General features: G+C 66.0%; 22 protein-coding genes. 8 read left to right on the forward strand and 14 right to left on the reverse strand.

The window, feature by feature from the left end:
* Positions 1–3 precede the first annotated feature (3 nt).
* The 4 genes from ACUN0C_RS02825 to ACUN0C_RS02840 are packed head-to-tail and all read right to left on the reverse strand — an operon-like array spanning position 4 to position 2,167.
* On the reverse strand, positions 4–387 hold the full coding sequence (locus ACUN0C_RS02825; protein ID WP_445464792.1) for a hypothetical protein: 384 nt from the start codon (positions 385–387) through the stop codon (positions 4–6).
* Positions 384–1,040, reverse strand: coding sequence for a recombinase family protein (locus ACUN0C_RS02830; protein WP_445464793.1), 657 nt, complete (start codon positions 1,038–1,040; stop codon positions 384–386). The genes ACUN0C_RS02825 and ACUN0C_RS02830 overlap by 4 nt, the downstream gene beginning before the upstream one ends.
* Before the next feature lie 24 nt (positions 1,041–1,064).
* A complete protein-coding gene (locus ACUN0C_RS02835) occupies positions 1,065–1,718 on the reverse strand; it encodes a recombinase family protein (protein ID WP_445464794.1) in 654 nt (217 codons plus the stop codon).
* On the reverse strand, positions 1,715–2,167 hold the full coding sequence (locus tag ACUN0C_RS02840) for a DUF2924 domain-containing protein (RefSeq protein ID WP_445464795.1): 453 nt from the start codon (positions 2,165–2,167) through the stop codon (positions 1,715–1,717). The genes ACUN0C_RS02835 and ACUN0C_RS02840 overlap by 4 nt, the downstream gene beginning before the upstream one ends.
* 419 nt (positions 2,168–2,586) lie before the next feature.
* Between ACUN0C_RS02840 and ACUN0C_RS02845 the strand changes: the two genes are divergently transcribed.
* The 3 genes from ACUN0C_RS02845 to ACUN0C_RS02855 all read left to right on the forward strand — a co-directional run bounded on the left by ACUN0C_RS02845 (position 2,587) and on the right by ACUN0C_RS02855 (position 5,768).
* Positions 2,587–3,615: a hypothetical protein gene (locus ACUN0C_RS02845; protein WP_445464796.1), complete on the forward strand. Its 1,029-nt coding sequence runs from the start codon at positions 2,587–2,589 to the stop codon at positions 3,613–3,615.
* 187 nt (positions 3,616–3,802) lie between these two features.
* Positions 3,803–4,117, forward strand: coding sequence for a hypothetical protein (locus ACUN0C_RS02850; protein WP_445464797.1), 315 nt, complete (start codon positions 3,803–3,805; stop codon positions 4,115–4,117).
* Between the two features lie 121 nt (positions 4,118–4,238).
* Complete coding sequence (locus ACUN0C_RS02855) at positions 4,239–5,768, forward strand: phage/plasmid primase, P4 family (protein WP_445464798.1); 1,530 nt, start codon at positions 4,239–4,241, stop codon at positions 5,766–5,768.
* Between the two features lie 2 nt (positions 5,769–5,770).
* Here ACUN0C_RS02855 and ACUN0C_RS02860 read toward each other — a convergent pair whose 3' ends face one another.
* Positions 5,771–6,580, reverse strand: coding sequence for a class I SAM-dependent methyltransferase (locus tag ACUN0C_RS02860; protein WP_445464799.1), 810 nt, complete (start codon positions 6,578–6,580; stop codon positions 5,771–5,773).
* A 434-nt stretch (positions 6,581–7,014) separates the two neighbouring features.
* Between ACUN0C_RS02860 and ACUN0C_RS02865 the strand changes: the two genes are divergently transcribed.
* The 3 genes from ACUN0C_RS02865 to ACUN0C_RS02875 all read left to right on the forward strand — a co-directional run bounded on the left by ACUN0C_RS02865 (position 7,015) and on the right by ACUN0C_RS02875 (position 9,545).
* Positions 7,015–7,461, forward strand: a complete 447-nt coding sequence (locus ACUN0C_RS02865) for a hypothetical protein (protein WP_445464800.1) — start codon at positions 7,015–7,017, stop codon at positions 7,459–7,461.
* 355 nt (positions 7,462–7,816) lie between these two features.
* Positions 7,817–8,566, forward strand: a complete 750-nt coding sequence (locus ACUN0C_RS02870; RefSeq protein WP_445464801.1) for an SDR family oxidoreductase — start codon at positions 7,817–7,819, stop codon at positions 8,564–8,566.
* 214 nt (positions 8,567–8,780) lie between these two features.
* Positions 8,781–9,545, forward strand: a complete 765-nt coding sequence (locus ACUN0C_RS02875; protein WP_445464802.1) for a sulfite exporter TauE/SafE family protein — start codon at positions 8,781–8,783, stop codon at positions 9,543–9,545.
* A 71-nt stretch (positions 9,546–9,616) separates the two neighbouring features.
* On the opposite strand, the gene ACUN0C_RS02880 is transcribed toward ACUN0C_RS02875, so the two are convergent.
* From ACUN0C_RS02880 to ACUN0C_RS02895, 4 genes are all read right to left on the reverse strand, one after another.
* Positions 9,617–10,003 carry a hypothetical protein gene (locus tag ACUN0C_RS02880; protein ID WP_445464803.1) on the reverse strand — a complete coding sequence of 129 codons (387 nt, stop codon included), beginning with the start codon at positions 10,001–10,003 and terminating at the stop codon, positions 9,617–9,619.
* A gap of 207 nt (positions 10,004–10,210) precedes the next feature.
* Positions 10,211–10,870 (reverse strand): SOS response-associated peptidase, encoded by a 660-nt coding sequence (locus ACUN0C_RS02885; protein ID WP_445464804.1) that lies wholly within the window; start codon positions 10,868–10,870, stop codon positions 10,211–10,213.
* Between the two features lie 32 nt (positions 10,871–10,902).
* Entirely contained in the window at positions 10,903–11,451 is a 549-nt protein-coding gene (locus ACUN0C_RS02890) for a hypothetical protein (protein WP_445464805.1), read from the reverse strand.
* Positions 11,448–11,660 (reverse strand): hypothetical protein, encoded by a 213-nt coding sequence (locus ACUN0C_RS02895; protein WP_445464806.1) that lies wholly within the window; start codon positions 11,658–11,660, stop codon positions 11,448–11,450. Before ACUN0C_RS02895 ends, ACUN0C_RS02890 begins: the two co-directional genes overlap by 4 nt.
* Before the next feature lie 283 nt (positions 11,661–11,943).
* On the opposite strand from ACUN0C_RS02895, the gene ACUN0C_RS02900 reads away from it, so the two are divergent.
* Positions 11,944–12,459, forward strand: a complete 516-nt coding sequence (locus ACUN0C_RS02900; protein ID WP_445464807.1) for an SH3 domain-containing protein — start codon at positions 11,944–11,946, stop codon at positions 12,457–12,459.
* Between the two features lie 174 nt (positions 12,460–12,633).
* Here ACUN0C_RS02900 and ACUN0C_RS02905 read toward each other — a convergent pair whose 3' ends face one another.
* Entirely contained in the window at positions 12,634–13,041 is a 408-nt protein-coding gene (locus ACUN0C_RS02905) for a nuclear transport factor 2 family protein (protein WP_445464808.1), read from the reverse strand.
* 315 nt (positions 13,042–13,356) lie between these two features.
* Between ACUN0C_RS02905 and ACUN0C_RS02910 the strand changes: the two genes are divergently transcribed.
* Complete coding sequence (locus tag ACUN0C_RS02910; RefSeq protein ID WP_445464809.1) at positions 13,357–14,337, forward strand: M23 family metallopeptidase; 981 nt, start codon at positions 13,357–13,359, stop codon at positions 14,335–14,337.
* Positions 14,338–14,418: 81 nt separating this feature from the next.
* On the opposite strand, the gene ACUN0C_RS02915 is transcribed toward ACUN0C_RS02910, so the two are convergent.
* The 4 genes from ACUN0C_RS02915 to ACUN0C_RS02930 are packed head-to-tail and all read right to left on the reverse strand — an operon-like array spanning position 14,419 to position 18,871.
* The gene (locus tag ACUN0C_RS02915) at positions 14,419–15,501 is read right to left on the reverse strand and encodes an NAD/NADP octopine/nopaline dehydrogenase family protein (protein WP_445464810.1); all 1,083 of its coding nucleotides are present in this window, start codon (positions 15,499–15,501) and stop codon (positions 14,419–14,421) included.
* Positions 15,502–15,514: 13 nt separating this feature from the next.
* Positions 15,515–16,606: a hypothetical protein gene (locus ACUN0C_RS02920; RefSeq protein ID WP_445464811.1), complete on the reverse strand. Its 1,092-nt coding sequence runs from the start codon at positions 16,604–16,606 to the stop codon at positions 15,515–15,517.
* A gap of 29 nt (positions 16,607–16,635) precedes the next feature.
* On the reverse strand, positions 16,636–17,772 hold the full coding sequence (locus tag ACUN0C_RS02925) for a M24 family metallopeptidase (RefSeq protein WP_445464812.1): 1,137 nt from the start codon (positions 17,770–17,772) through the stop codon (positions 16,636–16,638).
* A 10-nt stretch (positions 17,773–17,782) separates the two neighbouring features.
* Positions 17,783–18,871, reverse strand: coding sequence for a mandelate racemase/muconate lactonizing enzyme family protein (locus ACUN0C_RS02930; protein ID WP_445464813.1), 1,089 nt, complete (start codon positions 18,869–18,871; stop codon positions 17,783–17,785).
* Between the last annotated feature and the right edge of the window lie 83 nt (positions 18,872–18,954).

Raw genomic sequence — 18,954 nt, forward strand, 5'->3', positions numbered from 1 at the left:
GGCTCAGTCGAACACCTGCTCCGGCTGTTCGTGCCACGGCAAGGCCGCGACGTCGGTCAGTTTCAACAGGGTCACGGCGGGCACCTCGCGCTTGTAAACCAAGCGCTTGAGGACTCCCGGCGCGAGATAGGCGAGCCGCAGCTGTCGGCTGACATGGCGTTCGGCAAGCCCCACCGCTTTCGCCAGATCGGTCACCGTGTTGAATTCACCAGCCTCCACGCGCCGCCGCCAGCCCCACGCACGGCCGATGGCGCGCAGAATATGCGGATCCTGCGTCCGGTCTTCACTGGGCAGATAGGTGGCGGGCGGCATAATCTTCGGCCGCCCGTTCTGCTTGCGGACCTTGAGCGGCACGAAGATCTGGATGGACTCGTCGGGTTTCATCATTCCGCCGCCACCTTCTTTCGTGGCGCCATCATGTCCCGCATGACGCCCGAGACGCCGTCGGTCCGGACATTGATAACCAGCCCCTCCGACGTCACGGTGACCCGGCGCACCAGCAACTGCACGATCCGGGTCTGCTCCGCAAGGAACAGCTGGCCCCAGACGTCCTCGAACGTCTGCAGCGCGGAGATCACGTCGGCCTCGGCGAAGGCGTGACCCTCGCGCGCCAAGTGGGCGATGACCTGTGCCGTGATCGACGGGGCGCGCATCACCCGCCGCAACTCGGTCACCACGGCCGCTTCCACGAGGTCGGCAGGAAGACGGCGCGGGATGCCCTCATCGCTGGGTTCGCGATTCTTAATGACGTCCATGGAGACGTAGTACCGATATCGCCGCGCGCCCTTCTTCGTGCTGCTCGGGGTCATGGCGGCGCCCGTGGCCGTAAAGATCAGCCCCTTGAGCAGCGCAGGCGCTTGCGCGCGGGTGTTGTTGGCGCGCTTTCGCGGGTTCTGCCGCAAAATGGCATGGACCTGATCCCACAGCTGCTCGTCGATTATGGCCTGATGCTCGCCGGGATAGGCCTTGCCCTTGTGGACCGCGTCGCCGCGATAGACGCGGTTCACTAGCACCCTGTAGAGATATCCTTTGTCGACCAACGAGCCCTGCTTGTTGCGGAGTCCTTAGCGGCGCAGTTCGCGGGCCAGCACGGTCGCTGATCCGACCTCGACGAACCTCTCGAAGATGCCCCGCACGGTAGCGGCCTCTTCCTCGTTCACCACGAGCTTGCGATCCTTCACATCGTACCCGAGCGGGACATAGCCGCCCATCCACATGCCCTTCATGCGGGAGGCGCGGACCTTGTCTCGGATGCGCTCGGCCGTGACCTCGCGCTCGAACTGCGCGAAGCTGAGCAGGATGTTCAGCGTCAGCCGCCCCATGGAAGTGGTCGTGTTGAACGACTGCGTGACGGAGACGAAGGTCACGTTGTTCCGGTCGAAGACATCGACGAGCCTAGCGAAATCCATGAGCGAGCGGCTGAGGCGGTCGATCTTGTAGACCACGACGACATCGACCAGCCCGTCCTCGACATCCGCGAGGAGCCGTTTCAGCGCGGGACGCTCCAGTGTGCCGCCGGAGAAGCCGCCATCGTCATAGCGGTCGGGGACGAGCACCCAGCCCTCCGCTCGTTGGCTGGCGACATAGGCCTCGCAGGCCTCGCGCTGGGCATCGAGGCTGTTGAACTCCTGTTCCAGCCCCTCCTCGCTGGACTTCCGGGTGTAGACGCAGGCGCGGACCTTCCGGACCGGAATGCTCGTCGGGTCGCGCCCCCTCATGTCCGCCGCCCCTGGCTCTTCAGGCCGAAGAAGACGAGCCCGTTCCAGCGCGTGCCGGTGATCGCGCGGGCGACGGCCGAGAGGCTCCCGTAGGGCCGGCCCTGCCACTCGAAGCCGTCCTGCATCACGGTGACGGTGTGCTCGACCCCCTGCCATTCGCGGATCAACCGGGTGCCGGCGATCGGCTTCACGTCGGCGCGGGTGCGGCGCTTCGCGATGCTGCCGCCGTCGAGCTGCTCCCCGAGCGCCTCCAGCCGCCTCATAGTCTCCGGCTTCAGGCCTCCGTAGGCGAGCTCCTGGATCCGGTAGGCGAGCCGGCTCTCCAGATAGCGCCGGTTGAAGGCCGGTGGCTCGGTCTCGAACAGCTCGCGCCATTGCTTCTTCAGCTCCGGCGTGGGCGTCGTCTTCAGCGCGGCCAGGCGCGCGGGGATGGGATCCGGGTTCGTCATGCGTGTCTCCGCTCGAATGCGGTTGCATGACTGCTCCGGTCCCCGGTGAAGTGAACCGGAATTTCTCCAGTTGCGTCAGATAGTTCTCTTGACTGCCGGGCGTTCAGACGAAGCAGCCCGGCGGCGAGGATCTCCACGAGTTCGGCACGGCGCTCGGCCGGATTCATGCGGCTGGCCGGCAGCGGATTGGCGCCGGCAAGGGCATCTCGGAAGTGACGCACCGGGTTTCCCCTCAGTCGTTTCCGATCGTGATGACCCCGATTGCGAACTCTCTCCAGTACGGCGCGTACCGAGGCGCAGGACTGCGCAAACAAAACAGAATGTGAGCGATCCTGCGCAGGCCGCTCACATGGGAATCTTGGTGAAGAGTCCGGACCTTTGGATGCGGCGGCGCGACTCGAAGCAGAATCCTTCGCACAATGGGTGCGCAGGGGATTCGCTGTGCTGCATCGACTGATAAGGATATCCTTATGACCTCCATCTCCAGCTTTCTCAGGCTTGCGCCCGCTCCTCTGTTCCAGGAGCTTCTGGCCCGGTACAAGATCGATATTCCGGCGGACATCGACTGGACCGCTCCGAACGCAACACTCGTCCGGTTGCTGAGGCCGGTGATCAACGAGCTTCCGCCCAGCCGGCGTGGTCGGCTCCTCGGCGCCGTCGATCGTGTCTGCGCGATGTCGAAGGAGGCCGGCGTGACGTCCATCTACTCCGTGACGTCAGCCGGGCACCATCTCGACGCACTGTCGAGCGAGGTCGGGCGGTCCCTCTGGCTCTATCTCAACCGCCCGGAGGAATTCGACCACGCCTATGGTGTGCGGCAGATGGATCATCGCCGTGGCGGGCGGAACTGGACCGCATTTCCGGGGCCGGCCGGAGCAGCGATCCCCCGGACCGGACCGGCCATGGAGAGGTTCAAGGAGGAGATGAAGGCGATCTTCGATACCGAGCGGGTTCATGTCGACATCTTCGACCGGCATCGCCCCTCCTTCGCCGACGAGGATCACGCCCTCATCCAGCTCGCCATCTACCGCGAGGGCCGGCCGGACGATCTCCTGGAGTTCAACGCGGAGGAAGAGCTGCAGACCCGTTCCATACGCCCGGTGTTGGAAGCGGCCATGACCTACGAGGCGGAGAGCGGGATGATCGAGGTGGTCGGCGGTGACCGCCCGACCCGGGCTGAAGTCGCGCGCCTGTTCTCCCGCGAATTGCTGGATCACGAGCTGTCACGGGTATCGCTTCAATTCCGCACCTTCGACCTCAGCGTTCTCGGCAGCAAACACGGTTTCCCGACGGACCCGGAGGACCGGATCGAGTCAGTTCACGTGATGCTCTTGCGGCTCATGCCCCTGGACATCGCCGGCGAGCGGATCACGATCGAGGCCATGCGGGGTGCTCACGGACGGTCTGGGACATTGCAGAGGAGCGGTTCGGCACCAGCGCGCCGCTGACCGCGGATTGGACCCTCACCCAGGCCAAGCTGCAGGTCCGCTTCCGCGATCCCCGACCTGGCCAGCCGGCCTTGCTGCCGATCACCATTACCATGCCGCATGGCTGCGACCTGAAGGACGGCACGGACGCGGAACGGCGGATCGGGGCGAAGTACCTGAAGCGCTGGCGGCTGCAGAAGGACATATCATGATTGCGCCGCTCGGCGCCGGGGCGGTCGACCTTCTCCTTGCGCTGGCCGAGCTGGCGAGGCCTCGCCTCTCCGGCGAGATGCTGGCCGTGCACCATGCCGAGACGGGCCGCTCGCTGATCGAGGCGGGGCTCATTGCCCCGGATGGATACGAGGCGGTCGTCACCGCGCTCGACGATCATTCCGATGCGCCTGTAGGCGAGCTGCAGCCGGACGGCTGCGGAGGCTACCGGTACTTCAGCGGGTCGTCCGGATGGATCACCGTCCCAGCCTTGCCGGCCATCTGTTGCGCCGCTTCGTCGACCCGCTCGTGACGCTCGACCTGATGCTGATCTGGAATGCGGCGCGGTGCCGGCCCCCGCTCGACGAGGCGGAGGTCGTCCGCGCCGTGGATCTCGATCGCCGCATGGGAGCTCAGGCGGCGGGAGGACGGCCGTGCCGGATCCCGGTGACAACGTCCTTCGCCTGGCAGAGCACGGCGTCCGCGGAATCTCGGTCCCGAACGAGCCGCTCACCCAGGACTATGTCGCGCTCCGCTTTGCCGAGCTCCATGGCGGCAAGCTCGTCTACGACCATCACCACGGCGCCTGGTTCGCCTGGACGGGCTCGCACTGGAAGCGGGAGGAGACCGGCCTCGCATTCGAACTGGCCCGCCGGCTCGCCCGTGCGATGGCGGAGTCCGGGGACGCAAAGATCAGGCGGGCGGTGGAGCGCACGGAGTTCGCCGGCGGCGTGGAGCGCTTCTGCCGCTCCGACCGCACCTTTGCGGTGACCTCGGAGGACTGGGATCGCGACGCGTTCCTCCTCGGCACGCCAAACGGAACCGTGGACCTGCCGACCGGTCGCGTGAGACCGGCCGATCCGGACGACCGGATCACCCGTACGACGGCAATTGCTCCCGACCCGGGACGATCCTGCGAACGGTGGCTCGCCTTCCTCGATGAGACGACCGGTGGCGATTCCGGCATCGTGCGGTTCCTGCAGCAATGGTGCGGCTACGCGCTGACCGGCGACACGCGGGAGCACGCGCTCGTCTTCGTCTATGGCCCCGGCGGCAACGGCAAGAGCGTGTTCCTGAACACCATCACGGGCATCATGGGCGACTACGCGGCGGTGGCCGCCATGGACACCTTCACCGCCTCCCAGGCCGACCGTCATCCGACGGACCTCGCCATGCTCCGTGGCGCCCGCCTGGTCACCGCCTCCGAAACCGAGGAGGGCCGGGCCTGGGCAGAAAGCCGGATCAAGCAGATGACCGGCGGCGATCCGATCACCGCACGCTTCATGCGGCAGGACTTCTTCACCTACCTTCCCCGCTTCAAGCTGATGATCATCGGCAATCACAAGTCGGTCCTCCACGATGTCGACGATGCTGCCCGGCGCCGGTTCAACATCGTCCCCTTCGTCCTGAAGCCGGCGAAGCCCGATCGTGAGCTCGAGGCGAAGCTGAAGGCGGAGTGGCCGGCCATCCTCCGCTGGATGATCGACGGCTGCCTCGATTGGCAGGCATGCGGCCTCGCCAGGCCGGAGACGGTGCGGGCGGCCACCGACGCCTACTTCTCCGAGCAGGATCTGTTCGGCCAATGGCTGGAGGAGGAATGCGACCTGGAGCCGGGCAACCCGCACAAATGGGAGACCAGCGGCAAGCTCTTCGAGGCGTGGTCGAGCTATGCGATCCGCGCCGGTGAAAAGCCGGGCGGCCGGAAAGCCTTCTGCGATTCCATGCAGCGGCGCGGGTTCGAGCCGTACAAGGCTCCGCGGGGCATACGGGCCTTCCGCGGGATTCGCCTCAGCGAAGCCGGTGTGGCGTGTGGCGCGTTTTCCGGGTTGATCGCCCCGCGCGTGCGCGCGCGTGGAACGTCATATGGAAAAACGCGCCACCTCGCGCCACACGCCACACGCCACACGAACGTGTGCCGGCCACCTGGCAGGCACCGGAGCGGAATCGGAAACGGCAGCCTGTAACCTCAACGCACCCTGGCCTTGATCGCCCATGCCCGCGTCATGAGCGTGATGGACCCGTCCTCCGACCGCTCCAGCGTAGCGGACAGCCGGTCTCTCAGGCGCTGGCGGGCATCGGGAGCAAGGCTGGCGCAATAGCCCGGAGCCGGGCCGGCGCCGAGGGTGAAGGGCTGCCAATAGTCCTCGAAGTCCCTGAAGACGGATGGAATTTCGATGCTGGTGCACTCGGCGGAAACCCAGCCGGCCTCCCGTGCCATATCGAGGAGTCCCTCCTGCGTGCAGAACGGGAACCGCCGGTCCTCGCCGAGTTCGCTGGCCGCCGGATCGAGTGCGACCGCCGCGGCCCAGAACGCGCGCATCAACTCGATCCCGCCACCCGGATAATCCCAGACATAGAAGCCGACAGTTCCACCCGGACGGACGATCCGCTTCATCTCCGCGAGCGCGCCCACCGGAGCCGGGATGAAGTTGATCGCCAGCGCCGATACCGCGACGTCCCGGCTGTCCGCCGGGATCGCCCCGAGGCTTGCTGCGTCGCCGACGTGGAATTGCGCCCGAGGATCAGGGACGTTCGCCTGCGCCCTGGCAAGAAAGCCTTCCGAGGGGTCGATGGCGATGACGCTCGCCGGATCGCATTGTCGCAGGATGGCTTCGGTCAGGGCCCCCGTTCCGCAGCCGAGGTCGAGCCAGTCCAGTCCGCTCGACATTGCGAGCCAGTCCAGGAACCGTGCCGCGATGGGGCGGCTCCACCGGCCCATGTACAGCTCGTAGCTGTCGCCCGCCTGCCACGCATCGTGCCGGGAGATCGTGCTCATCGAAGCACCGCCATGGGAGCCGCAGCATGAAGAGCCGCGCGCGGCACATCATAGATCAGAACCTCTGGTGCGCGAACTGAGGCGCCGACGCCCTCGTTGAGCTTCGTGGAACGCTGGCCTCGGAACGGTCGGCAGGACGTGGCGCTGGCGCCCGAGCACCCTGAACCTCCCCAGCAACGAGGCAATCGATCGACGCGATCTCACACTTTTCTTCTGCCGTCGTAGAGCATCGTAGATGTGCGCACGTTCGTGCTGTTGCCATTCCGGAGCCGGCACTCTAGATTAGCTCAAGTAGTCAACGAGCACCTTAGGCGGACTCTGCATGTTGTAAGGCGACCTGGAGGGGCAATAATAAGCTGGAGACTTGCTGATCGGACGGTCCAGTGCCGCCGCCACCGCCACGCAGAATTCTTCCCTCGTATAAAAAAATACGCTTGAGCCAGGAGATTGCCCCCGGCGGACGCCCTGCCTACCGACCATCCGAGAAGGACGGCCGCATCGTCGAAATGTTGGCCGGCTGGTCGATGCAGCAAGACCGGATCGCGCAGGTGCTCGGCATCGACCCGAAGACCGTCCGGAAGCACTACCGGCACGCGCTCGACGCAGGTGCCGCCAAGCTCGAGGCACAGCTCGCCCATAATTTGCTTCGGATTGCGCAGGGGAAGGACCGCCAGGCGCTGATCGCGACCATCTTCGCGCTGAAGAGCAGGTTTGGGTGGATAGAGGCGGCTCCAGAGCCGAAGCCACGCCCGCTGGGAAAAAAGGAGGCGGCCCGGCTCGCAGCGGAGAATCCCGGGCGCGGGTCCTCGTGGGGCGATCTGCTCAAGCCTCCGCCTCCGCCTCCGCCTCCGGGGGCTTATTGCGATCGCATGGGCCACTAATCTTCTCATCTGGCCGTCCGTCGCCAGCCAGCTGCACGCACCTCGTCCTCAGTGCAGAACCACCTCTGACCGGCAGCCTCATTGATCCTGGTCCGGTCGTAATCGTGCTGGAACGGCATGTGATGGATGCGCTCGCTGGCCCGGCTGATAATGCCGCCCTCGATCCTGATCGCCACCTTCGGCAGAGCGACGCCAGCTCCGCGCACTGCACCCTACGCTCGGGTGTGACGCGTGGCCGGGATCTCCTGCGCACATCCTCCTGGACAGCAAACGCCGACGCATGGCTGGCCCTTGCTGGTAGCGGTTGCTACTCAGCCGTCGCTGCGCCAGCCTTGCGCAACGGGAGGATGGTGCGATGGCGGCCAAGACGATCGTGATCACCGGCGGGAGCCGGGGAATAGGAAGGGCGGCGGCCAGGCAGGCGGGCGCCCTCGGCTGGTCGGTGGCTGTAAACTACGCCCGCGACGAGAACGCCGCGAAGGCTACCGCCGAGGCTATCGGCCGCGACGGCGGGCGGGCGATCACGGTCAAGGCCGACATTGTCTCCGAAGGCGAGGTGATTGGCCTCTTCGATCAGGCGACGGATGCCTTCGGTCCGCTCGATGGCGTGGTGATCAATGCCGGCATCGTCGCGCCCGCCGCGACTCTCGCCGAGATGACCGCGGATCGGATCCGTCGCGTGATCGACGTCAACGTCTATGGCGCATGCCTCTGCGCACGCGAGGCCGCGAGGCGCCTGGCGCGCAGCCGAGGTGGCCGTGGCGGGTCGCTGGTGATCGTCTCCTCGGTAGCATCCCGGATCGGCTCGCCCTTCGAGTACGTCGACTATGCCGCCTCGAAAGGCGCAATGGACGCGCTGACGCTCGGTCTCGCGAAGGAGCTCGGCCCGGAAGGCATCCGCGTGAATGCCGTTCGCCCTGCCTTGATCGAGACGGACATCCACGCCCAGAGCGGTCGGCCCGACCGAGCCCAGGTACTCGGCGCGAATACGCCACTCGGCCGGTCTGGCACGCCTGAAGAAGTTGCCGAAGCGATCATCTGGCTCCTCGGCGACGCCTCCTCCTACGTCTCGGGCAGCTTTATAGATTTAGCGGGAGGGCGATGAGGGGAAAGCGGATGCGCCAGGAACTATTCGGTTCCGGGACCGAGGCCCGCACGAGCCGAGTATGACAAGCACCTTTCCCCCGGCGCGGCGCAAGACGCGGTAACAGGGTCAGGATGCCGTACCAGCCGCAGCGCGGACACTCGAAGGTGTGCAAGTCCCAGTCGGAGGGTGCTCTGGGCATTGCGCCTTTGGCTATGGGAAGGCCCGAGGGGCCATGATCGACCCGCCGATTTTCGTCCTAGCTGCCGTTACGACGACCTTCTTTGTCGCTGGCCTCGTGAAGGGTGTCACCGGAATGGGGCTGCCGACGGTGGCCATGGGCGTACTCGGCACACTCATCTCACCGGTCACGGCGGCCGCACTTCTGATCGTCCCCTCGTTCGTGACCAATGTCTGGCAGCTCGTCTCCGGACCGAGCTTCGGGCAGCTTGCGGGGCGACTGTGGCCGATGATGCTTGCAACCGCGGTGGGCACCGTTGGCGGCGCCAGGTTGCTGGCGAACGGCGACACTCAGGTGACGACTTATGCCCTTGGGGTAGCGCTGGTCGTCTACGCGGCATACACGCTGTTGGTTCGCCAACTGCTGGTGCCGCAAGGTTACGAACGCTGGCTTTCTCCTGTGATCGGTCTCACGACGGGGGTCGTGACCGGGGGGACTGGCGTCTTTGTCATCCCGGCGGTGCCGTATCTCCAGGCCTTGGGTCTGGAGAAGAACGATCTCGTTCAGGCGCTTGGTCTATCGTTCACGATATCCACGATGGCGCTTGCGGCAGGACTGGCGCTTCACGGCGCCTTTCCCGTGGACAATCTCGCCATGTCCGCCCTCGCAATCGCGCCTGCGCTGGCCGGCATGTGGGCGGGTCAGATTATCCGGAACAAGGTCAATCCTCCGACCTTTCGCCGCTGGTTCCTCATTGGGCTGTTTCTTCTCGGTGCGGAGATGATTGCCAAACCGCTCCTCAGCGATGTCGCGCTGTAGCCGGCCCCCGCGGAAAGGCTGTTCTGGAACATCCACCCGCGGGTCGGCAGACGGCCAGCACTGCACCCCCTTCATCTAGGCTCGAAATAGCACCAGGTATCGCTGATATCGATCGTCGGCCGACCGCCGACCTCGTTCTCCTTGCGCAGGAACACGATAGCGGCCTTGCCATCGCTCGCCTTCAGGTGAGCGATCCTTCCGGTCAACGCGCCGCTGGTCAGTCGGAGAACGCCCGAGCCGGGATCGACCTGAAACGCGCCGACCTCATCAAGCGCCCGGTAGCGAGAGCCCTCCAGGACGTGCATTTCGATGATCGAGCTGTTCTCCAGGCCGTACGACCCGTAGAAGTAGCACTCGTAATAGCCGGCCGGAGGGGCATCGGCGGAAGTCGCGGCGCCGCTGGCGACCAGGCCGCCCGACATGATGGCGGCGGCGAAAATGGCTTTGCGGACGATCATTCGAGCCCCGATCAGTAGATGACGAACGGCAGGAGCCAGCCTCCGTTGGGGGGCGAACACCGCCTGTGTCCCCTGCACAACATGAGCCCATACAGCGACACAACATGGGCGAAGGAGATGTGGGGGCGCCTGCTTGCTATGGAGGCCCGTAAGTTTACGGGCAATTCGGCTGAGACGCCAAGGTGATCCTGGTAAGGACGGCTGTTTCTAATAAGCAGCTATCGGCGCCTCGTCCTTCCGCTCACCACGGGCGACGACCTCGAGCATGCCGAAGCCCAGCGGCCTCTGCATCGCGCACGCTTCCGGCCAGGGCGCGCGCATCCAGAGGTCCATCTCCTCGGTCGTGGTGAGGATCACCGGCATCGCCTTCGGATGAACGCGGGCGACCTCGGCGTTCGCATCCGTCGTCAGGAAGCCGAACAGGAGGTGCTCGCCCTCGATCGGATTGGCCTTTGTGCCCCGTGTCCCGGTCCAGTTGCACCAGACGCCGGCAAAGGCAAAGAGAGGTCGGTCGGGCGAGAGTGCGAACCAGGTCGGGATCTTCCGCGGCTTGGCATCCTGGTATTCGCAGAACGAGGTAGCCGGCACGAGGCAGCGGTGCTCAGGCTTCGACCAGGGCCGCCAGTGCGAGGACTTCGTGTTGCGGATGTTGGTCACCGGCGCTCCGCCATATTGCGGCGGGCACGGCATGCCCCAGCGCATCATCAGGAGCTCGCGCTCGCCGTCGTCGCCCGGGCGGACAACCGGAGCAAGGTAGTCCGGGAAGATGCCTGGCAGCGGTGGCAGGTTTCCCGTCCGGTCCCGCATGGCCCGGGTGAACTCCCGGATCGCCGCCTGGCCCTTGGTAATGCTGTAGAGGTTGCACATGGGCGGCAGGCTACATCATGCCGAATGGCGGGTCATCTCGGCCGGACCTGAGCTCCGCCTGCGGTCGCGAGTGCCGCCTTCCGGAAGAGCCAGGCCGCGGCGAGCCAGAGGCCGACGAACAGCCCGGTGAGAGCCGTGATCTCGACTGTCTCGCCGCTGGGGATAGGCATGCCAAACGCTCCTGCCGACAGCGGGACCAGGGCCTGGGCCAGCGCCATTGCCGCCAGGGCCGCAGCCATGCCTCGCGCCCGAAGCCGAGAGATCGCGGCGCCGACGGCGCCAATGAGCGGTACGCTCCAATAGAGTGCGTTGGCGGGATGCCGTTCGCTCCCGATGAGGCCGACCGCCCCGTTCATCCAGATGAGGATGAGGGCCGTCGAGAGCGCGAGCGCAACCGCGGCCCCGTACGTCCGATCGCCGGTCCTCGTCACGGCCAGATCCAGGGCGAGGGCAAGGCCGAAAAGCAGGGCGCCGGCGAAGGCGAAGTCGGTCACCGTCCACGCCACCTCGCCGGTCAACTGCATTGCCAACAGGGGCACGAGCAGGAGGACACTGGCGGCGCCCCAGATCGCCGCCCTCACGCGAACCTGCCGCCCTCAGCCGCCTCGTGGAAGCGGGCGGCGATCTCCTGGACGGCCCTCCTGGCGGCTTCCGGGGTCAACTGCTCCTGGCCGCTTCTCTCCGCGATGATCTCGATCAGGATAGCCGGCTCCGCCGGCCCAGCCTGGTACTCGAAACGGAACCGGTCCGGGTTCCGAAGCCGCCGAACGTGGATCGGATCGTCCGTCATGCGCTTCTCTCCCCTAGACAGGAGCAGCTTAGCCGCAGTCCGGGACAAAGTAGAAGAGGCTACAGCGATCGGACCGGCACCCAGCGAACATCACACCTGCCAGAATGATACTCGCCAGCGAGACGTCCTGTTCGGAGTTCCGTCCCGGACGTCACCCAGTCCTGAGCTCAACAGGTGATGCAATGGGAGGCAGATTCGGTCCCGAACGCCAGCTGAACGGCGGGTTCAGGTTGGCTGCAACTTCCCCTGCTAAGCTTGCACCTGCGTCACGGGAGGTCGATTCATGAACGCCGCACTTCGCAGCTGCGCTTTCACCATTCTGTTCGCTGGTACCGTGGTCCTTTTTGGTCTCCCAGGCGGTGCCCGAGCCGATCCCGTCGTCCAAGGCGAGGAGCACTGCGTTGTGAACGTGCGCGCAGACGACGCCCTCAACATGCGAACGCGCCCGAGTGCACATGCGCCGATTGCGGCCCGCAAGCGCTATGCCGAATGCGGCATTCTCGTCACCGGCGCCTGCCAAGGCAGCTGGTGCCCGGTCGAGGATGGTCACTCGCTCGGCTGGGTGCACCGGCACTACATCGCCATGGTGTCGCCCGCAATGTACTGCGTTGCGGGGGTGGCTCCGGGGGACATGCTGAATGTCCGCGCCTACCCGTCGCCTCAGTCTCGCGTCATCACCCGGCTTGGTCGTCGGCAGTGCGATATAGCGTTCCTGCCATATGCGGTCGGAAACTGGCAGAAGATCCGGGTCGATGGTTGGCAGGGCTGGGTCAATCGCCGGTACCTCAGCGGACAGTGAGAAGACCCCCCACCGGGGTCCGCTCACCCCGCGCCGAGCCGCTCAAACCTCTCCTGCCGTGCAGGCCGCGCCGACAGCCGATGTGGCGGAACATGAGGAGATGGGCACAGGCACGACGAATGAGAATCGCCCGCGCCGAGCGCCCGGCGGCAAGCCCTCCGTCTCCTTGATCGGTCACGAGGGCGCTGTCCGATCGCGATCGTGAGCGCCCTCGACGATCTTCCAGTACGAGTCCTTTCGCGTCACCTTGCCATTCCGGAACGTGTAGAAATCGCACCCTCGGACTTCCAGGCGTCTTCCGTCGCCGATCGTGCCGGTAAGCATCCATTTCGAAATGCCAGTCTGTTGTGCCTCATCCACGAAGTGCTCTTGGTCTGCGTAATGGACGTCGGGAAGTCCTTCGAACCTCGAGGCGAGCCCCTGGCGAACTGCGTGCTTTCCTTCAAAGCGGGCACCCCAGGCATGCGGCCCCTTCGGCATCTCCAGGATGCAGTCGTCAGCAAAGGCAGTCATGATCCGGTCGAGGTCGTGCGCGTTGAAGGCCTCACACAACTCGCCGAGCATCTCCCGAATGTGACTCATGTCACGCTCCTGCACCGAGCCTGTCAGCAGCCGACCCTGCCAGCAGTCTGCGCCCATACCTTGAGCCTCACAACCAGCACAGGATGGCAGCGCCCAGTTCACGCCTGGCCCGCACTGAGAACCGCCGCCCGATGATCCAGACGGCGGCTCCAGAACCTGCATCGTATGCACAAGTACCTCTCCGACCGCGGCCTCTCGCCCGCATCCCGCAGCCGCGTCAGCGCGATTCCGTCAATCGGGCCGAAGCCGTGGGAGGGGTGATGGCGGGATTGATTGGTAGTATGCGCTGATGTCTCCGGTGCCGTGGGGATCGTCATGGCCGCCCTTCTGCGATTGCTCCCATTGCTGGTCCTCCCCGTCGGCCTGAGCGTGTCAGCCGCCGAGCCGTTCGGCATCGCTCTTCCGCTCGACGGCGAGGTTGGCCGGACCTGCTATCTTCAGAGCACGCCGGATCTGGAGGGCGGGCCGGGAGTAGCGGACAGCTACTGCGGCTCCGCCAGCTATGACGGCCACGACGGGACCGACATCCGCGTGCCGAGCATGAAGGATGCGACGGGAACGGCCATTCTGGCGCCGGCTGCGGGGACGGTATTGAAGACGCGAGACGGGGAACCGGACGTTCTGGTGGAGACGTCGGATGGACGCGCGGCGGTGCGCGACCGGGAATGCGGCAACGGGCTCGTCATCGACCACGGCGCGGGCTGGCAGACGCAACTCTGCCATCTGGCCCGCGGTTCGCTCCTCGTGCAGCCGGGTGATCAGATCAATGCAGGCGACCCGGTTGGAAAGGTCGGCGCATCCGGCCTCACCCAGTTTCCACACGTGCACATCTCGGTGCGCAAGGATGGCGTGGAACTGGATCCGGCAACTGGCCGTCCGCTTAGCGAACCCTGCGCGGAGGGCGGCGCCCCATTATGGCAAGGTGACCTGGCGGACAGGTTGGCAGCAAGCCGCACCGCCATCATCGGGGTTGGGCTGGCAGCTGAACCCGTGGATGGGGCCGCCTTGCGGGCGCAGGGTCCGCCCCCATGGCCTCAGCGCGATTCACCGGCGACAGTGTTGTGGGGCTGGGCAATCAACCTGCAAGCCGGCGACCGGCTGATGCTCCGGCTGGAGGCACCGGAAGGTCCGTTTGCCGATCACAAGGGCGAACCGCTCGACCGAAGCAAGGCCGACTACGTCGGCTATGCCGGGCGCCGGCTCCCGCCAGGTCCCGGCACCTGGGTCGGCACGGTGACCATTGTCCGCAACGGCCAGCCTCTCGCCACCCGGACCGAGCTGTTCACTGTCCGGTAGGGGGGCTCGTTCGCTCCCAGAATGCGAGAGAACTCTGAGCGCCCGAGGACCTCGCTGCCTTCATCGTCCTCCGCTCCTAGACTAGAGTCCTCGCGCGCGCCGCATGACTTCTTCCATCGTCATCTCCAGAAATCCCATCGCAGCGGCATCGCGCGGAGCGGGACGACCGGGAATTGAGGCGCTCGCAACCTGCTCCAGCGCGCCGAGTGCGGAAGCGACTGGCGCGGCGACGCCGGCGATCTCGGCGTAGACGAGGAGCGGGACGATGCCGTGGCCGAAATCTTCGACGTAATAGCGGTGCGCAAGCGAATCGGGCGCCTTGATGCGCCGGTTGGCTTCACCGGCGGCGATCGCGCCGTAGTCCTCGCCGTCGGCCTCCTGCGGGACCGTCCCGATCGCCTTCATCTCGTCGATCACCGTCGGCAATTCGTGACCGTATGCACGCGCGACCGCGATGCGCTCGGCATCGAGGGCACGCATGACATTCAGAACGGCAGGGCTCATCCCTTCGACGTAGAACGTGAAGTCGCCGCCGGTTGCCTCCACCCACGCGGCAGCCAGCATCGCGCCCGGCGGATGCACCACCAGATTCACGTTGCTCAGGTCGCAGGCGATCACGTCGCCCGTATCGTAGGCGCCGGGAAAGAGCCTGCATGCAAGATCGAGCGCTTCCTGCCCCCCCGGCAGGCCGGCCGCCCGAAGAGCCCTGGCACGTCCCGTGATGCTGACCGCATCCGCGTCGGGCTTGCGGGCGACATAGGCGAGCGTCGAGAACTCGACGGTTGGCGGCACGCGCGGCGCCACTGCCCGGTACGCCGTCTCGAAGGCGAAGGCACCTCCCGTGTGGCCCGGATTGAGGATGACCGGGAGGCCTGGATTCCAGCTGGCGGCATGGAGCGCGCGTGCAATCCCGGCAAGCGCGAATGTCGGGAGCGCGACGACGGCGGCATCGGCTCCGGCGACGGCGTGAGAAAGGTCGGTCGTCGCGGCAACTGTTCTCACACGCCCGGTGCCGAACACGCCCGCATAGCCGATTCCGCGCTCGCGAAACGGGGCGACGGCCGCTTCGGTCCGCCCGTAGAGCGCGACCGAGTGACCGGCGAGCGTCAGCTCGACGGCTGTTGCCGCGCCGCCGTTGCCGGCGCCGATGACCGCAATGTGCATGGAGGGCCCCGCCTCAGCCGCCGAGCGACCGACGCAGCGCGGCCAGTTCCGACGCCGCCTGTTCGACATCGGCGACAGCAAACCCGGCGGCGAGGTCCGGGCTGTGCCGCCCCAGAAGCTCCTGGGCGTTCCGGGAATAGACGACGCGGCCGTCACGGACGCTCACGCCATCCTCGACTTCGAACTGCTGATTCCAGGCGAGTGCGGCATCCCGGCTGATGCCGGGCGGAAGGTCCAGCGCGACGCCTTGCTCGCCGACCATCACCGGATAGCCCCCTGAAAGGCCACCCGGGCCCGGCACATGCGCGCGCCTCGCGCCCTCGCCGGCCAGCGCGAGCAAGACCGGAACGGCACTCGCGCCCGAAATGAGGTTCAGATCACGATAGGGCAGCTGCACGTCCCGCGTCATGCCGTCAACATCGTCGATCTCGCGATCACGGATCCAGGCACGAACAGGCTCGCCCTTTCGCTGGCTGCCCGGCTTGCGCCATTCCACGATGTGGTGGTGATGGCCGAGCACCCGAAGGTCCTTGCGCTCTTCCGGCGAAACCCGCGCCCCGATGACGGCGGCGAAGATGCCGATGTTCCCGACCCCGGTGGTCAGAGGCATTCCGGCCGCCGCGAGAACTTGGTTCACCCCGTCCGGGTAGCACGTGTTCACGAAGTGAGACTGCAGACCAAGCTGCTTGATGGCGCCCGCTGTTCTCCAGGACAGGAGGGTGTGGAACGCGATGGTGATGCCGAATCCGGCTTCGGCGACCAGCCGGGCCCAGTCGCTCTCGTTGTTGTCGACTTTCCAGGGGGACTGGGCCGACGCCGATTGGACGATCACCTTCGGCTTCAGCCTCGCGAGGGGCTCCAGGAGCGAATCGGTGGAGGTCGAATCGAGCGCGACGCTGTCGAATGCGACGCTCGTCCCGTAGATGGCGCTGCGTGCCCGGCAGGCCTCCACCAGCCACTTCATCCGCTCCTTGTTCCGGCCGCCGACCACGACTTTCAGCGACGTGCGGGCAGTCGCCGCCAGGTCGCACAGCATGATCTCGGCGAAGTAGCCGGTGCCCGAGATCAGGATGTCGCACGGGTCAGTGGTGTTGGATGAGCTCATGTCAGCTCCCGTCCCTCTCGCTGGCAGGTTCAGCCGATTCGGATCAGCTTGTCGGTGTCGGTGTAGTCGGAAAGGAGAACCGCGCCCCGGGCGGTGACGTGCAGAACGTCCTTGTTCTGGACACCGAAGCCGTAGCCGGTCCTGTAGCAGAGCGGCTCGAAGCCGAGCACCATGTCCTGCTCGATCTCTGCATCCACACCCGGCCGGCCGAGGATCGGGGTCGCGCCGAGGTAAGGATCCTCGTGGAGGTGAAGGCCGATCCCGTGCCCGACGAAGGAAATCGGCGGCAGGTTCATCGTCTTCAGCCGCGCGATGAAATCCTCATAGACCTCCAGGCAGCTCGCGCCCGGACTGATCCGGTCCAGGATGGCGTACTTGCAGTCGACCATCAGCTTCCAGATGTCCTCGGCCATCGGCGGCGGCTCCTCGACAAAGGCCGTTCGGCAGACGCCGGCCTGATAGCCGTTGATGACGGAGAAGATCTCGACCCGGCAGACATCGCGGGGCTGAAGCTTGCGTGCCGTCGGGCCGACATTCGGCAATTGGCTGCGTTCGCCGGTGGCGATGATCAGGAGCTTGAAGTTCTCGGCGCCGAGCTCATAGATCCGGCGGGTGAGGACGGCAGCGATGTCGAGTTCGGTATCGCCGGCCCGCACCGCGCCGAGGCTGTCGGCGATCGCCTGGTCGGCAATGCGGGCGAGGCGCCCGATCAGTTCGACCTCGTCCGGCGTCTTGATCTGTCGAGCCCGCGCAAGGTCCTGCTCGACTGCAACGAACCGCGCATTGGGCAGGCAGGCGCTCAGGCGCGCGAAATCCCCGGCCGGGAGGTAGTCCATCTCTACGCCGACCGCGGCGCCTCCGAGGCCGGATTGCTCCAAGGCACCAGCAAGAACGCGCATGGCATCGTCGTGGAACTCCCGCCAGACCGTCAGTGGAACGCCCGGGGCGTTCTGCGCGATCGTGCTTGCCTCCATGTCGACGCCGAACAGGGCGCTCGTCCCGTCGGCAGTGACGATGGCCATCGCATGGCGGTGCCTGATGAGGGGCTGTGTCGGGACCACGAAGCCGGTCAGGTAGGCGAAGTTCTCCGGCGAGCTGGTGACGATCGCGTCCAGCCCCCGCGCCGCCATGACCGCCCGGAACTTGTCGACAATGATTTGGCGCATTCTGCTCGCCTCAAGCCTGGATGGAGTACTTGTCGAGCTTTCGCTCGTCGATCTCGATGCCCATGCCCGGCGCCGTCGGCACGCGGATGCCACCGTCCTCGAAGACCATCGGTTCAGCCAGGAGGTCATCGGTGTAGTAGATGCCGCCGATCCGGCCGTTCTGACGCTCGGCGGGCATGGAAACGGGAATGACGTTCGAAAGGCGCGCGGCAGGAGCCGCCGCGGCGAGATGGACGTTCGCCAGATTGCCGACGCCCGTCTCAACGGAGCCGTTCACGTTACAGACGATGCCCGCCGCCTCGCAGACGGCGGAAACCTGCATCGCCCGGTACAAGCCACCCGGTTTCGTCGTGTAGATGGAGACGATCTGAGCGGCCTTCTGCGCGATGATCTGGATCACGTCGTGCGCATTCCAGGCGGATTCGTCCGCCATGACCGGCGCGTCGATCGCTTCCGCGACACGCGCGATCCGTTCGATGCCCATTACGGGCTGCTCGACGTAGGCGAGCCTGCAACCCTCCATTCGGCGAATCGTCTGGATCGCTTCCCCGGGCGTTCGGTAGCCTTCGTTCGCGTCGACGCAAAGTTGGATGGCGTCGCCGACGGCCTGGCGGATCGCAGCTACGATCTCCACGTCCCGGTCCGGATCGACGCCGATTTTGATCTTGATGGTCCGGATCCCGTCGGCGACGACCCTCTTCACCTCCTGGACGGCCTCGGCAACGTCGATCAGCCCGATCGAGTGCGTTACGGGCACGACCTCGCGAAGGCAGCCGCCCAGCAGAACGTGGACCGGAACGCCGAGGATCTTTCCGGTGATGTCGTAATAGGCGAAATCCATCGCCGCCTTGGCATAGGGATAGCCCTTTATGGCGGCGTCCATCCGCTGGTGCAGAAGCGCCGGGTTTCCCGTCGGCAGCCCCGTGACCGCGGGCGCAAGATAGCGCCTGATCACGGTATCCACGATCGCCGTGCTTTCACCGAAGTAGCGACCGAACTCGCCGCCCCAATCCTTGAGCGCAGGCGCCTCGCCCCAGCCGGTGGTGCCGTCGCTGGCCGTCATCTTCACCAGCAGGTACTGGCCGATCGGCTCCGTCAAACCGGTCCACTTATGCGTCCGGCGCGTCGGCAAGCGGACCAGACGCGTCTCTACCGACCGAATTTCAACCATTCCGCACCCCT

Source organism: Faunimonas sp. B44 (genome assembly GCF_052655945.1).

Excerpts from the sequence above, each read along its gene's own strand:
- ACUN0C_RS02910 (WP_445464809.1), top strand. The coding sequence starts at position 13,357 with ATGGCCGCCCTTCTGCGATTGCTCCCATTGCTGGTCCTCCCCGTCGGC.
- ACUN0C_RS02900 (WP_445464807.1), top strand. The coding sequence starts at position 11,944 with ATGAACGCCGCACTTCGCAGCTGCGCTTTCACCATTCTGTTCGCTGGT.
- ACUN0C_RS02860 (WP_445464799.1), bottom strand. The coding sequence starts at position 6,580 with ATGAGCACGATCTCCCGGCACGATGCGTGGCAGGCGGGCGACAGCTAC.
- ACUN0C_RS02850 (WP_445464797.1), top strand. The coding sequence starts at position 3,803 with ATGATTGCGCCGCTCGGCGCCGGGGCGGTCGACCTTCTCCTTGCGCTG.
- ACUN0C_RS02885 (WP_445464804.1), bottom strand. The coding sequence starts at position 10,870 with ATGTGCAACCTCTACAGCATTACCAAGGGCCAGGCGGCGATCCGGGAG.
- ACUN0C_RS02845 (WP_445464796.1), top strand. The coding sequence starts at position 2,587 with ATGGGTGCGCAGGGGATTCGCTGTGCTGCATCGACTGATAAGGATATC.
- ACUN0C_RS02920 (WP_445464811.1), bottom strand. The coding sequence starts at position 16,606 with ATGAGCTCATCCAACACCACTGACCCGTGCGACATCCTGATCTCGGGC.
- ACUN0C_RS02895 (WP_445464806.1), bottom strand. The coding sequence starts at position 11,660 with ATGACGGACGATCCGATCCACGTTCGGCGGCTTCGGAACCCGGACCGG.
- ACUN0C_RS02835 (WP_445464794.1), bottom strand. The coding sequence starts at position 1,718 with ATGAGGGGGCGCGACCCGACGAGCATTCCGGTCCGGAAGGTCCGCGCC.
- ACUN0C_RS02840 (WP_445464795.1), bottom strand. The coding sequence starts at position 2,167 with ATGACGAACCCGGATCCCATCCCCGCGCGCCTGGCCGCGCTGAAGACG.
- ACUN0C_RS02925 (WP_445464812.1), bottom strand. The coding sequence starts at position 17,772 with ATGCGCCAAATCATTGTCGACAAGTTCCGGGCGGTCATGGCGGCGCGG.
- ACUN0C_RS02875 (WP_445464802.1), top strand. The coding sequence starts at position 8,781 with ATGATCGACCCGCCGATTTTCGTCCTAGCTGCCGTTACGACGACCTTC.
- ACUN0C_RS02870 (WP_445464801.1), top strand. The coding sequence starts at position 7,817 with ATGGCGGCCAAGACGATCGTGATCACCGGCGGGAGCCGGGGAATAGGA.
- ACUN0C_RS02825 (WP_445464792.1), bottom strand. The coding sequence starts at position 387 with ATGATGAAACCCGACGAGTCCATCCAGATCTTCGTGCCGCTCAAGGTC.
- ACUN0C_RS02915 (WP_445464810.1), bottom strand. The coding sequence starts at position 15,501 with ATGCACATTGCGGTCATCGGCGCCGGCAACGGCGGCGCGGCAACAGCC.
- ACUN0C_RS02905 (WP_445464808.1), bottom strand. The coding sequence starts at position 13,041 with ATGAGTCACATTCGGGAGATGCTCGGCGAGTTGTGTGAGGCCTTCAAC.
- ACUN0C_RS02880 (WP_445464803.1), bottom strand. The coding sequence starts at position 10,003 with ATGATCGTCCGCAAAGCCATTTTCGCCGCCGCCATCATGTCGGGCGGC.